Origin of the sequence: Bradyrhizobium sp. McL0615, from assembly GCF_049993905.1 — a bacterium.
In the GTDB taxonomy this organism is placed as follows: Bacteria; Pseudomonadota; Alphaproteobacteria; order Rhizobiales; family Xanthobacteraceae; genus Bradyrhizobium.
The window spans coordinates 8,103,321-8,115,463 of sequence record NZ_CP188254.1 but is presented as its reverse complement, the minus strand read 5'-3'; the positions used below and the strand labels follow the sequence as shown (position 1 = coordinate 8,115,463).

Annotated in this window: 13 protein-coding genes; 8 read left to right on the top strand and 5 right to left on the bottom strand. The window is 60.7% G+C overall.

Features of this window, described 5'->3' with window-relative positions:
- On the bottom strand, window positions 1–1,221 hold the full coding sequence (locus tag ACPPVP_RS39065; RefSeq protein ID WP_426528849.1) for an ABC transporter substrate-binding protein: 1,221 nt from the start codon (window positions 1,219–1,221) through the stop codon (window positions 1–3).
- A 144-nt stretch (window positions 1,222–1,365) separates the two neighbouring features.
- Here ACPPVP_RS39065 and ACPPVP_RS39060 point away from each other — a divergent pair, with 144 nt between their 5' ends.
- The 3 genes from ACPPVP_RS39060 to ACPPVP_RS39050 are packed head-to-tail and all read left to right on the top strand — an operon-like array spanning window position 1,366 to window position 4,042.
- Complete coding sequence (locus ACPPVP_RS39060; RefSeq protein ID WP_426528848.1) at window positions 1,366–2,448, top strand: TRAP transporter substrate-binding protein; 1,083 nt, start codon at window positions 1,366–1,368, stop codon at window positions 2,446–2,448.
- Window positions 2,449–2,501: 53 nt separating this feature from the next.
- Window positions 2,502–3,449 (top strand): fumarylacetoacetate hydrolase family protein, encoded by a 948-nt coding sequence (locus tag ACPPVP_RS39055; RefSeq protein WP_426528847.1) that lies wholly within the window; start codon window positions 2,502–2,504, stop codon window positions 3,447–3,449.
- A 44-nt stretch (window positions 3,450–3,493) separates the two neighbouring features.
- On the top strand, window positions 3,494–4,042 hold the full coding sequence (locus ACPPVP_RS39050; protein ID WP_426528846.1) for a MarR family winged helix-turn-helix transcriptional regulator: 549 nt from the start codon (window positions 3,494–3,496) through the stop codon (window positions 4,040–4,042).
- Window positions 4,043–4,295: 253 nt separating this feature from the next.
- On the opposite strand, the gene ACPPVP_RS39045 is transcribed toward ACPPVP_RS39050, so the two are convergent.
- Window positions 4,296–5,177: an SDR family NAD(P)-dependent oxidoreductase gene (locus ACPPVP_RS39045; RefSeq protein WP_426528845.1), complete on the bottom strand. Its 882-nt coding sequence runs from the start codon at window positions 5,175–5,177 to the stop codon at window positions 4,296–4,298.
- Between the two features lie 100 nt (window positions 5,178–5,277).
- On the opposite strand from ACPPVP_RS39045, the gene ACPPVP_RS39040 reads away from it, so the two are divergent.
- From ACPPVP_RS39040 to ACPPVP_RS39020, 5 genes are all read left to right on the top strand, one after another.
- A complete protein-coding gene (locus tag ACPPVP_RS39040; RefSeq protein ID WP_426528844.1) occupies window positions 5,278–5,928 on the top strand; it encodes a TetR/AcrR family transcriptional regulator in 651 nt (216 codons plus the stop codon).
- Window positions 5,925–6,536 carry an HXXEE domain-containing protein gene (locus ACPPVP_RS39035; protein ID WP_426528843.1) on the top strand — a complete coding sequence of 204 codons (612 nt, stop codon included), beginning with the start codon at window positions 5,925–5,927 and terminating at the stop codon, window positions 6,534–6,536. Before ACPPVP_RS39040 ends, ACPPVP_RS39035 begins: the two co-directional genes overlap by 4 nt.
- 140 nt (window positions 6,537–6,676) lie before the next feature.
- On the top strand, window positions 6,677–7,435 hold the full coding sequence (locus ACPPVP_RS39030) for an HlyD family secretion protein (RefSeq protein WP_426528842.1): 759 nt from the start codon (window positions 6,677–6,679) through the stop codon (window positions 7,433–7,435).
- The gene (locus tag ACPPVP_RS39025; RefSeq protein ID WP_426528841.1) at window positions 7,432–8,361 is read left to right on the top strand and encodes an ABC transporter ATP-binding protein; all 930 of its coding nucleotides are present in this window, start codon (window positions 7,432–7,434) and stop codon (window positions 8,359–8,361) included. The genes ACPPVP_RS39030 and ACPPVP_RS39025 overlap by 4 nt, the downstream gene beginning before the upstream one ends.
- A complete protein-coding gene (locus ACPPVP_RS39020) occupies window positions 8,358–9,494 on the top strand; it encodes an ABC transporter permease (protein WP_426528840.1) in 1,137 nt (378 codons plus the stop codon). Before ACPPVP_RS39025 ends, ACPPVP_RS39020 begins: the two co-directional genes overlap by 4 nt.
- A 186-nt stretch (window positions 9,495–9,680) precedes the next feature.
- On the opposite strand, the gene ssuE is transcribed toward ACPPVP_RS39020, so the two are convergent.
- From ssuE to ACPPVP_RS39005, 3 genes are all read right to left on the bottom strand, one after another.
- Window positions 9,681–10,238, bottom strand: a complete 558-nt coding sequence (gene ssuE / locus ACPPVP_RS39015) for an NADPH-dependent FMN reductase (protein WP_426528839.1) — start codon at window positions 10,236–10,238, stop codon at window positions 9,681–9,683.
- Window positions 10,239–10,329: 91 nt separating this feature from the next.
- On the bottom strand, window positions 10,330–11,283 hold the full coding sequence (locus ACPPVP_RS39010; RefSeq protein ID WP_426528838.1) for an LLM class flavin-dependent oxidoreductase: 954 nt from the start codon (window positions 11,281–11,283) through the stop codon (window positions 10,330–10,332).
- 18 nt (window positions 11,284–11,301) lie between these two features.
- On the bottom strand, window positions 11,302–12,090 hold the full coding sequence (locus tag ACPPVP_RS39005; protein ID WP_426528837.1) for an alpha/beta fold hydrolase: 789 nt from the start codon (window positions 12,088–12,090) through the stop codon (window positions 11,302–11,304).
- Window positions 12,091–12,143: the final 53 nt, after the last annotated feature.

Here is a 12,143-nt window from a genome sequence, read left to right as displayed (position 1 = left end):
CTATTGCTTCAGCAAAGGGCATTCGCTTTTTTCGATGGGACGAAAGGCGGTTTCGGCCGGGATCGTGCGCAGCACGTTGAACATGTCCCAGGAATCCCCCGTCGCCTCGCTCGGCTTCTTGAGTTGCAGCAGGTAGATGTCATGCTGCATCACGCCGTCCTTACGCGCCTTGCCGTCTTTCACGAAGACATCGTTGACCGGCAGTTCCCGCATCTTGTCCGCGATCGCCGTCCGGTCGTGGCTGCCGGCGGCGGCGACCGCTTTCAGGTAATGCGTGACCGCGGAGTAGACGCCGATCTGGACAGATGTGGGCTTGCGTCCCTGATGGAGCTTCGCAAACCGGTCCCCGAAGGCACGGGTGGCATCGTTCAGCGCCCAGTAATAGCCGTCCGTCACGGTGAGGCCCTGACCTGCCGCCAATCCCAGCGATTTCGCATCCATCAGATAGAACAGCGACGTCGCGAGTTTCTGTCCGCCGCCGACGACATTAAAGTCGGCGCCCTGCTTCAGGGAATTGATCGTGTCGGCGCCGGCGTTGATCATGAGAAGCACGTCGGACTTGGAGGCCTGTCCCTGCAGGATGAAGCTGCTGAAGTCCGACGTGTTGAGCGGATGTTTCACCGATCCTACGACGCTGCCGCCCGCCCCTTCGATGAAGCTCTTCATGTCGGCAGCCATGGCGCTACCGAACGCGTTGTCCACCTGCACGAAGTACCAGGTCTTGCCACCCGACTTCGTTAGCGCCGTCGCGGTCCCGTTGGCGAGCGCATAGGTGTCGTACACCCATTGGAAGCTGTAGGGGGTGCAGGAAGATTGATTGAATTTTGCCGCCGCCCCGCCTGCGGCCAGTACGATGCCGGCCTTGTTCTTGACCAGTTCCTGAACCGCCAGCATCACGCCGGAATTCGGAAGATCAACAATGGCGTCGACACCTTCGTTGTCCAGCCAGCGGCCTGCGATTGCGACCCCAACGTCCGGCTTGTTCTGATGGTCGGCGAATATGAGCTGGATCGGCTGACCAAGAACTTTGCCGCCGAAGTCGTCGATCGCCATTTGCGCTGCAACAACCGATCCCTGCCCGGTGATGTCGGCATAGGGGCCCGACTGGTCGTTCAAAACACCGATTTTCACCGGCTTGCCGGCTGGGTCCGCCTCGACCGCACCCGGAATGACGATCGACGCAGCCAGGACCGCGACTGAAATGATGCGCTGCCACAACATAATTTCCTCCCGCTAAGCCCCATCATTCTTTGCTTGGCTCTTGTTCGGGGCGGGGCCCATATATGCCAATCTGATTGATTATAGCAAGCCGCTTGGTATAGTTTTGGGGAACTCAAAAAAACGTCCGAAGCAGGGAGGAACCACATGAAGCGTCGCGAACTCATCACGGGGATCGGAACGGCCGCTGCGGCGGGGATGCTGAGTGCGCCGGCCATCGCGCAGCAACAGCCTGAGATCAACTGGCGCATCACATCCGTGGCGCCGAAAACTCAGGCCCTTTTTTACAACGCTTGCGTGACCTTCTCGAAAATGGTCGCAGACCTTACCGACGGCAAATTCAAGATTCAGGTCTTCGGGCCCGGTGAAATCGTCCCTGCGCTCGCGATCTTCGACGCGGTCCAGAACCAGACCATCGAGATGGGATATACGGCTTCGTACTTCTCGATCGGCAGAGATCCTACGTTCGCTTTGGGCAGCTCGCTCCCCTTCGGTCCCAACGCGCGCTTGCAGCACGCCTGGTTCAGGGCCGGCGGCCTCGATCTTCTCAACGAATTCTACAGGAAGCAGGACACGATCATGTTTCCGGGCGGCAATACCGGCGCCCAGATGTTCGGCTGGTTTCGCAAGGAACTGAAAAGCAAGGAAAGCCTGCAGGGACTGAAGATGCGCGTCGGGGGCCTGGGAGGCACTATTCTTTCCCGCCTGGGCGTCGTCCCGCAGCAGCTCCCCACCGGCGACACCTACGCGGCGCTGGAACGGGGAACGATCGACGCCGTGGAAGTCACGGGTCCGTTCGACGACGAGCGCTTCGGATTTCAGAAGGTGGCACCGTTCTACTACTATCCGAGCTTCAGCGAGGGAAATGTCGAACTCGGCTTCTTCATTTCGCTGAGCAAGTGGAACGGTCTGCCAAAGCAATATCAGAGCGCCATAAGGGCGGCCTGCAGCTTCGCAGCCGACGAAGCGCTTGCCGGATATGACGGCGAGCAAACCGAACCGCTCCGCCGGCTGCTCGCGAACGGCACTCAGCTCAGGCAGGTGCCGAGCGACATAACGGACGCGGCGAGAATAGAAGCACTGGCATTGTATGATGAACTTTCAGCCAGGAGCGAGGACTTCAAGAAGATCTACACGCACTACCGAGACTTTACCGCAAATGCCTATCAGTGGTGGCAGGTTGCGGAATATGGCTACGACAGCATGATGCTGAAATCGCTGAGGCGTTAGCCCCAGACGTCACCCCAGCTGAACCGACCATCACCGCAAACCGGAACGATCACATGCAATACTCCTTGGCGACCATCCGACATCAAGGCGAGCCGACGCCGGCCATCGAAATCGCGAACAGGCACTACTCCCTGAAGCAGGTTGCGCCCGATCTGCTCGAACATGCCAGCCGACCCGGATTGATGGGGCTGTTCGACGACTGGAAACGTGCCGAGGGGCGTCTCGCTGAATTGTCCGATCAGATCGCCAAATCCGATGCAGGTCTGCTGTCGCCGCAGCCGGGTACAGACGATTTTATGACTCCGCTGCAGTTTCCTTCCAAGCTGATCCTCGGAGGCGCAAATTACTACGAGCATATGATCAAGGAAGCCAAGATACCGAACTTCAACAAGGAAGACGGCACGCCAGTGTTCTTTCTTAAACCGCCAACGACAAGTTTGGTTGGCTGCGGAAAAACCGTTCGCTACCCGGTTCAGTCGAGTAAGTTCGACTGGGAAATCGAACTGGCGGTGGTTATTGGAACGAGGCTTCGACGAGGGTCGGAACAGCAGGCATCCGATGCGATCGCCGGGTATGCAACAGGCATCGACCTTTCAGCGCGAGACTGGCAAATGAACCCAAAACATCCCTGGAAGTTCGATCTCTTCACCGGGAAAGGATTCGACGATAGCTGTCCGTTGGGACCTAAGCTCGTTCCGGCGCGATTCGTCGATCCTACTAACCTGGAACTTCAACTATCGGTCAACGGCGTGATAAAGCAGCATTGCAATACCGGGGATATGATCTGGTCGGTAACGGAGTTGGTTTCTCTTCTCTCCGAACACGTCACGCTGGAGCCGGGAGATATCCTGCTCACGGGCACGCCCGCAGGCGTTGGCCTGGCTTCTGACACGTACCTGCGTACAGGAGACAGGATCGAGGCTGAGATTCAGGGTCTGGGGAAACTGCAGGTCGAGATCATACCCGATGTTGCAACTTCGACAACACCGCGCGCTGGATGAATTCTGGCCGCAGATGTGACTAGCGGCGTAGGTTAGGAATTACAATGGGATCTGAAGTCGCCGATCGCAAACTCCGCATGGTCAACACGCGGAAAGGCAACATCGAGCCAAAGCGTCTCAAAAGAACAACATTGAAGACCGGCGACATCCAAGAAGTCCAAAGGGCGCTGGAGCTGTTTCTTTTTGCCCACCTCAATCTCGCGGCCGACGCCGAGGCGGAGCTGGCTTCGCTCGGGTTTCATCGAACCCATCACAGGATTTTGTATCTTGTGGCGGGACACCCTGGCGCAAGCGTGGGTGACCTCATCAACACGCTCCGCCTGACACCGCAGGCAGTGCAGTCACCCATGAGACAATTGAACGATAAAGGTTATGTCGAACAACGATACTCGAGTGTCGATCGGCGGAAACGGCGTCTGTTCATCACGCCGAAAGGGGAGGCGCTCGTCGCTCGACTATCCAGCCGCCAGCATGGCCGCCTCGAAGAAGCATTCGATCTAGCGGGTGCTACTGCCGTCAAAGGGTTTCTGAAGGTCATGGAGAGCATGTTGAGCGAAGAGGATCGAGATTTTGTCGAGCGCTCATCGATTTAGCAGCGCTTCTGCTGGCTCTTTAGCGTGGACTACAGCCGCGACCGACTGATCCTGCTTCGCGACACCACGAAGTAAGCTTAACCCTCAGCCGTGGCCGAGGCCTGGCCGCGCTCCTCCTTGGACCCAGCCTCGGTAGGGCTCCCTTTCGCAACCAGTCGGGCGGTCGTGCCGCTCATGCCACCGCGACCGTTGGTGATCAGTGCGACCTGCTAAAGCCTCATTGTGAGCGCTGCGGTGCGTAGCAGCGCTGATCTCACCGCAATGATTGGGCACCGTCGACGAGCAGGGCAGTTCCGCTCACATAGCTGGCCATGTCGGAAGCCATGAACAAGACGGCCTTGGCGAGATCGTCTGGGTAGCCGGTTCGCCCCAAGGGCATGTTGCCGAGATGTTCGGCCAAGCTGCCCTTCTGAAGCATCTCGCGTTGCTTGGCGAGCGTGAGGGGTGCGTCGGTGGGAGCCGATTCGAACGGAGCCTTCGCCGCGCTCGCCTGCATCATCGCGATGCGTTCTGCGGTCATCGTGGCGCCGGGGATCACCGCGTTGACGACGATGCCGTATTGGCCCAATTCCACGGCCAATGAATGCGTGACGGCCATCAAACCAGCCTTCGCGGCGCCGTAGGGGGCGAGCATGCCGGTCGGCCGGATGATCTCGGTGGACAGCACGTTGACGATGCGGCCGCTGCGCCCGGTCTTGATCATTTCGAGAGCGGCCAGCTTCGAGAGGAAGAACGGCCCCTTGAGGTCGGTATCGACGGTCTGGTCCCAGATCGCTTCGGTCATCTCGATCGACAGCCGCGGGGGAAACACGGCGGCGTTGTTGACCAGGATGTCCACGCTTCCGAACCGCTCGACCGCGAACGCGATGACGCGTTGCGCATCCTCGATCTTGGCGGCGTCCGCCTGAATTCCGGCCGCCTGGCCGCCTTGGGCAGCGACCGCGGCTTCGACCCTGGTGAGACCTTCCTGACCACGCGCCGTCATGATGACGGATGCACCGGCCTGGGCCAGCCGCAGCACCACGGCCTCGCCGATGCCACGGGTGCCGCCGGTCACGATGGCGCAGCGGCCCTTGAGCGAAAGCAGGCGATCGAACGGTGTGGGATCTGGAATGACGAACGGCGGAGCAGTCATGAGGTTCTCCCTTTTGGTTTGGAGCAGAGGCGCCGGCTTGACCGACCGGCCCTTCTTGACATAAATGACCTATGAGTCATTTACTCATTTCGTGGCAAAAATGAGCCAGACCGTACCGAAGTGGCGGCGGCGGAAAGACGACCGCCCCGCCGAGATCATCAGCGCCGCGATCGACATCTTCGCGGAAAAAGGCTTCGCCGCCGCCAAGCTCGACGATGTTGCCAAGCGGGCTGGCATCGCGAAGGGCACGCTCTATCGCTATTTCGAGACCAAGGACGACATGTTTCGGGCCGTGGTCCAGCAGGCCATTGCCGCCAGTTTGGAAGAGACCGAAACGGGCGCGGCGGCCTTGCAAGGCTCGATCTCCGATCTGGTTCACATGCTGCTCAAGCGGGCGGCGAACAGAATGGGCGACCGTCGCTTCCCGGCGATAGCGCGGATGGTAATTGCGGAGAGCCGGACCTTTCCGGATCTGGCGGTGATCTGGCACGACCAATTGGTCTCGCGGATGCTCGGGCTAGTCGCCGACCTGATCGCGAAGGCGCAGGCGCGCGGCGAGGTCAAGTCGGGCGATCCCAAGCTGTACGCGTTTTCGATCCTAGGCCCCATGGTCAGCGCGGTGCTGTTCGCCGAAGTTTTGGGCGGGACATCCGCCGAACTGCCGGATATCGACCGTCTCGCCGCTCAGCATGCGGAGACCGTCCTGCACGGCTTGTTGATGTCGCCGGCGAAACGAAAGAGAACGCCATGATCAGATCCATCGTCAAGCACAACCTCTATGTGATGGCCGCCCTCGGCGTCGCCGTGGCGATCTTTCTCGCCCTGAATTGGGCATCGATGCCCGTTCTTCAGCGCCTGGGCTGCCTTTTCTTCATCGGCCTGGTGATGCACCTGTGGGAGGAAGGTCGTTTTCCCGGCGGCTTCGTCGAGATGATCACCGAACATTTGCACTTCACGGCCAGCAGCCGAGAGTTCGGCGAGATTGTCACGGCCGCCTACGTGCTGATCCTGGCCTTCGTGCCGCTGTTCTTTCCGCGCGTGCCGTTCCTGACCATGTCCGCGATGATGCTGGGCATCATGGAGGCCATCATGCACACCGCGATGATCAGAATGTTCAGGCTGAGATACTACTCGCCCGGCCTCGTTACCGCCGTGCTCGTGCTCTTCCCCATCTCGCTCTATGCCTTCGTCTACGTGATCCGCGAGAACCTGCTGTCGCCAGTCTCATGGCTGTTCGCGTTCCTCTACATGCTGTTCGGCCTGGCCATCGCGCAGCAGATCGTCATCAGAGGGAGCGGCATGAAGTACATGGATTTCTTGAGAACCGTCAGGACCGCCCTGTTTGGAGGGCGCGCTTGAGGCATGTGCCGACATTGTCGGGTCGGTGACCGCGTAAGCTACTTCGCCAAGGGGCTCGCTCATCAGCCGACCTCTTGATCAAGATCAAACAGCGATAGCCCTAGACACGTCTCCATGTGCTTGGGCTTCGGGGGCAAAGTATGAGGCTAATTCACGTTGTTGTTCTGACGGCCGGAATGCTTCTCGCCGCCTGTGCAAAGAAGGATGATCCCGGCTTTCAAGGATGGGTCGAAGCGGATCTGATTTTTGTCGGTCCGGATGAAGCCGGCCGCCTGGAGTGGCTCAAGGTGCGCGAGGGCGATAAGGTCGAGACGGGAGCGCCCCTGTTTGCGGTCGATCCGGAGATGCAGCAAGCCGACGTCGACATGGCGCAGGCCTCCTTGACGAACGCCAAGGTCACGTATGATCGAGCCACGTCCTTGCTGAAGAGCTCGTCGGGCACCCAGAAGGCCGTCGACGACGCGGAAGCGGTCATCCGCACCGATATGGCTAAGGTCAGTGCCGCCGAAACCCGCCTGAACCGCAGGAAGCTGGTCAGCACCGTCAACGGCTCGGTCCAGGAAATCTATTTCAGGCCTGGTGAATACGTCTCCGCCGGCCGCCCGGTGCTCTCCCTGCTGCCGCCGAACAACATCAAGATCCGCTTCTTCGTGCCGGAGACCCTGCTGCCGAAGGTCTCGCTGGGCCAACCGGTGGAAATCCACTGCGATGGCTGCAAGGCGAATGTGCCGGCCCGCGTGACGTATATCTCGCGCACGTCGGAATTCACGCCACCTGTGATCTACAGCCTCGAGGAGCGTTCGAAGCTGGTCTACCTGGTCGAGGCCCGCACCGGAGAGCCAGGCGAGCTGCGGGTCGGTCAGCCTGTCGACGTGCGGTTTCCGGAGCGGCTGAGATGAATGGCGCCTCCGAGATCGTCATCGACGTGAACGGCCTGACCAAGAAATTCGGCCAACGCACCGTCGTCCGTGACCTGTCGATGCAGGTCAAGCGCGGCGCCATCTACGGCTTTCTCGGCCCCAATGGCAGCGGCAAGACGACGACCATCCGCATGCTGTGCGGGCTGTTGACGCCGGACGGCGGCACCGGCACCTGCCTCGGCTACGACATCCGCACCGAAGCCGACAAGATCAAGCGCCGGGTCGGTTACATGACCCAGCGATTCTCGCTGTATCAGGACCTGTCGGTCCGGGAGAACTTGGAGTTCGTCGCCCGGCTCTATGAGGTTGCGGATCCGCAGCGGGCCGCGCGCGAGATGATCTCGCGGCTCGGCCTCACCGGCCGCGAGGAACAGCTCGCCGGCGAACTTTCCGGCGGCTGGAAGCAGCGCCTGGCGCTCGGCGCCTGCACCCTGCCGGGCCCGGACCTGCTGCTGCTGGACGAGCCGACCGCAGGCGTCGATCCGAAGGCGCGGCGTGACTTCTGGAACGAGATCCACGCGCTCGCGGCGGAAGGGCTCACGGTGCTGGTCTCGACCCATTACATGGACGAAGCCGAGCGCTGCCACGAGATTGCCTACATCGCGTACGGGACGCTGCTGACCCATGGCACGGTGGACGAAGTCGTCAGCCATTCGGGGTTGACGACCTTCACCGTGAGAGGCGGAGATCTGCTGCGGCTTTCGAACGATCTGACGGGAAAGCCGGGCGTCGACTCGATCGCACCGTTCGGCGAGAGCCTCCATGTTTCGGGCCGCGATGCTGCTGCACTGGAGGCGGCGATCGCGCCCTATCGGGATGGCTCCCACCAGTGGTCGCCCTCCACGCCGTCGCTCGAGGATGTGTTCATCGACCTGGTGGGTCGTGCCAAGGACAACTACCAATGAGCGCGCGGCCGGGCGCAGGCATCAGTTGGCGCCGTATCTTGGCGATGGTCATCAAGGAGTTCATTCAGCTCACGCGAGACCGCGGCACGTTTGGCATGATCGTGCTGATGCCGCTGATGCAGCTCCTGCTGTTCGGGTACGCCATCAACACCACACCCCGCGATTTGCCGACGGCCGTGCTGCTTCAGGAGAACAGCGACATCGGGCGACGGATCCTCAAGGCGCTGGAGAATACCCGGTATTTCAAGGTTACGCGCATCCTGCATGATGACGACGAATTCGACCGGGTGCTGGCTTCGGGACAGGTGCTGTTCGCCATCGAAATCCCGCGCGATTTCGAGCGTGCGCTGCGACGTGGTGACAAGCCGGCGATCCTCGTCGCAGCGGACGCCACCGATCCTGTCGCTTCGGGCGCGGCCCTCGGCGCGCTCGGCGGGTTGGTGCAAAACGCGCTGGTACATGAGAGAGGCCTGCCCGAGAGCGGAACGCCGCTGTTCGAATTCCGTACCCATGCGCGCTACAATCCGGCGGCGAACACCGCGCTCAATATCGTGCCGGGGCTGGTCGGCATCATCCTCACCATGACCATGCTGATCTTCACGGCACTGTCCGTCACCAAGGAGATCGAGCGCGGCACCATGGAAAATCTGCTGTCGATGCCGATCACCCCGATCGAGGTGATGCTGGGCAAGATTGCACCCTATGTCATCGTTGGTTTCATCCAGGCCACGCTCGTCATTGGCACCGGTACGCTTCTGTTCGGCGTGCCTATTTTAGGCAGCCTGTGGCTGCTGGCGCTGCTGAGCACGTTGTTCATTGCGACCAATCTTGCGGTCGGTTACACGTTCTCGACGATCGCGCAGACGCAACTGCAGGCCATGCAGATGGCGATGACCTTTCTGATGCCGAGCATGCTGCTGTCCGGCTTCATGTTTCCATTCGCCGGAATGCCGGCCTGGGCGCAGTGGGTCGGCGAATGCCTGCCGCTCACCCATTATCTCCGGATCGTGCGTGCAATCATGCTGAAGGGCTCGACGCTGCTCGAACTGAAATACGATGCGCTGGCTCTGACCGGCCTGATGATCGTCGTCATGGTGATCGCGGTATCCCGCTTCCGCCGCACGCTTGATTAGCGCCAGGTTGCGTCAAAGGCAAGCATGGAGCAATCGGCGATCCATGTTTGCCTTTTTCGCTTGACCTCCCAATCCTTCGTGGCTTCGATGTCGTTTGATTGCACCAGGACGTGTTGAATGTGATCCAAGGACATTGGTGGCTTCCCTCTCGCTATCTCCGGACCGGTGGACATGAACTGGCCTGCTCTAGCATGCGGCGACCCTACTTTGCGCCGTGTACGACCGATCGAACGTCACAGACTCACAGAACTCGTCGATAGTTTGGCGAAATAGCGGAGCGGTCGAGATCGCTTTGCTGACTTCCGATTCGATCTCCGACTGGAGCACAAAGTAGCTCTGTACAATATGTCGTGCTCCGAGTGATTGCAGGACCGGGCGCAGTCCGTAGTCCAGCGCAAGGACATGTGCCAGCGAGCCTCCCGTTGCGAGTGGCATCACCACTTTTCCGCGAAGCGCGAACTGTGGAAGCAAGTCGATAAACAATTTTGTCAGCCCAGAAAAAGACGCCTTGTATATTGGAGTTACAAACACTGCGCCGTCCGCATCGGCAATACGACCGACCTCGCGAGCAATCGCCGGATGGTCCGCATTACCCGCTAATAGAGCTTCGCCAGGTAGCTCCCGCACCTTCACATGATTCGCCGAGAGGCCACGCTGCCTCAACGACGAGACGACAAAATCTCCAAGGATGGCTGTCTTCGATGTGAGCGACGGGCTTCCTGAAAAAACAGCGATTGAGGTCATTGGAAGTACCTTATTTTTCGCGCGTCCAATCGGTCTTGTTGCGGTGCCGGACAGCGCGAAGCCGCACCGGCACCGCTTCAGGCATCTGCCGTCAGGAATGGCCTTCTGCCGGCTTGAGCGCGCCCGAAGGCACGTCCCGTTCGTCAAAGCTCTGGCCGATCGGCCGGCCGTGCGTCTCGGGCCCCAGAAAAGTGACGGCGAGCCCAATCGCCAGCGAGCAGGCTCCGAGGAACACAAAGGCGGGCAGGACGGCATCGGCGGTTGCTTGTGGCGAGAGCGGATTGTCGGCGCCGGCGATCAACGCGAGACACAGCGGTCCAAGGATCTTGCCAACGCCATTGGCTGCTTGCGAGAGCCCAGCCGCTCGCGCGCCCAGCCGCACGCCGTAGACCTCTACGACGTAGGGCGCGAGGTTTGCGGCGCCACCCTCGATGACGATGACGGTCGCGATGAGAGCCAGGATGAACACGGGAAATCCGCCGATGCTCAGCGGGTAGCACAGGCCGGCTACCACAAGCCCGGCCGCCCCGACATAACCCTGGATTTCGCCGACCCGCTTTCGGCCAATTTTCTGCGGCAACCAGGCGATGGACTCCCAGTAGCGCTCGATGTTGTTGACCGGGTTGGCGTTGGCGGATGCCATTTCGCTGCCGCCGGACTTGACAAAGCCGAGTTCGAGCCGGCCGCGCGAGATCACGTCAGCTGTTGCATATTCCTCTGCGATGCGCACTGGTTCCCGGCGCAGCGAGATGAGCGTCCCTAGGCTCAGGATACGCACCTTCCGCGTCTGCCGCGCGAGGATGCTGACAAGCATCGGATTTGAGCCAATGAGGGAATTGATGCCGGCGTGGTGTTCGGTCGCGGCGATATTGAGACCCACATCGTCACAGAGCAGATACTCGTCGATGACTTCCTCGAAGAGATTCGCGGCAACTCGCGGATCGCACCACCGGTTTGGCAGGCTCGCGCGCACTGAATCCGCCTCGTCCAGCACCGCTTTCGGCACATTGGGGTAAGGCACTTCGCACATCCACCAAAGGTCCATGGCGGGATCTCCCAAGAGTTAGTGTCTGAGGAATTCGAGGATTTGGCCGGCAAGGGCTTCCGGCTGCTCAAGGTCCGGATGATGGCCAGCGCCTTCGACGAGGGCGAAGCGCGCACCGGGGATCAGTGCCGCGTAGCGACGGCCATAGTCCGGTGTCACGAGGCCGTCCGATGTGCCCCACAGCACCAGGGTCGGCACCGCAATTCGTCCGAGCCAGCGCTTGAGACGTGGGTTGTACATATAGGGCTCCCAGCCGTAGAGACTGAGCGCGTCCCAGTCGCGCGCGTGCCGTGTGAGCGCCTCGTCCGACATTTCGTTGAAATCCGGGGCTCGGCTCGCATCGTGCCAGCTGCGTTGGCGGACGACGTCAGGATGGGTGTTGAAGATGTCGAGAATATCCTGGGTCTCGCGGTCGCCGAGCTTGAGCCCCAGCGCGTCGACAAGAACGAGACGGTCGAGCCGATGCTGGCAGTTGATCGCGATCTCGGCCGCGAGCCAGGCGCCAAACGAGGTGCCGACGAGTGTGATCTTCTCGTCGGGAAGACCATCGATGAGCTCGCGGTATAGGTGAATGAGGTCGTAGATGTTCTCGAAATCCGGCGGCCGCGACGAGGCGCCAAAACCCGGATGGGATGGTGCCAGAACATTGAACCTCCGCGACAGAAGTTCAAGGAACCGGGCGTCCGTCCCGAGCGGGTGGAACCCGTGAAGGAAAAGGAGTGTTCGGCCGGTGCCGCGCTGCACGACCTCAAGTTCGACATCGCGAATGTTCAGCCGATCGGCGCGCGTGAGCAGCGTCTCCGTCATGCTTCGCTCCCTGGTGACCTCCAGCCCCTCGTGGAGGCTTGGTCGATCGCCTT

Bases quoted from the DNA above. Each gene is read 5' to 3' on its own strand.
- ACPPVP_RS39065 (WP_426528849.1), bottom strand. From the start codon at position 1,221: ATGTTGTGGCAGCGCATCATTTCAGTCGCGGTCCTGGCTGCGTCGATC.
- ACPPVP_RS39060 (WP_426528848.1), top strand. From the start codon at position 1,366: ATGAAGCGTCGCGAACTCATCACGGGGATCGGAACGGCCGCTGCGGCG.
- ACPPVP_RS39055 (WP_426528847.1), top strand. From the start codon at position 2,502: ATGCAATACTCCTTGGCGACCATCCGACATCAAGGCGAGCCGACGCCG.
- ACPPVP_RS39050 (WP_426528846.1), top strand. From the start codon at position 3,494: ATGGGATCTGAAGTCGCCGATCGCAAACTCCGCATGGTCAACACGCGG.
- ACPPVP_RS39045 (WP_426528845.1), bottom strand. From the start codon at position 5,177: ATGACTGCTCCGCCGTTCGTCATTCCAGATCCCACACCGTTCGATCGC.
- ACPPVP_RS39040 (WP_426528844.1), top strand. From the start codon at position 5,278: ATGAGCCAGACCGTACCGAAGTGGCGGCGGCGGAAAGACGACCGCCCC.
- ACPPVP_RS39035 (WP_426528843.1), top strand. From the start codon at position 5,925: ATGATCAGATCCATCGTCAAGCACAACCTCTATGTGATGGCCGCCCTC.
- ACPPVP_RS39030 (WP_426528842.1), top strand. From the start codon at position 6,677: ATGAGGCTAATTCACGTTGTTGTTCTGACGGCCGGAATGCTTCTCGCC.
- ACPPVP_RS39025 (WP_426528841.1), top strand. From the start codon at position 7,432: ATGAATGGCGCCTCCGAGATCGTCATCGACGTGAACGGCCTGACCAAG.
- ACPPVP_RS39020 (WP_426528840.1), top strand. From the start codon at position 8,358: ATGAGCGCGCGGCCGGGCGCAGGCATCAGTTGGCGCCGTATCTTGGCG.
- ssuE (WP_426528839.1), bottom strand. From the start codon at position 10,238: ATGACCTCAATCGCTGTTTTTTCAGGAAGCCCGTCGCTCACATCGAAG.
- ACPPVP_RS39010 (WP_426528838.1), bottom strand. From the start codon at position 11,283: ATGGACCTTTGGTGGATGTGCGAAGTGCCTTACCCCAATGTGCCGAAA.
- ACPPVP_RS39005 (WP_426528837.1), bottom strand. From the start codon at position 12,090: ATGACGGAGACGCTGCTCACGCGCGCCGATCGGCTGAACATTCGCGAT.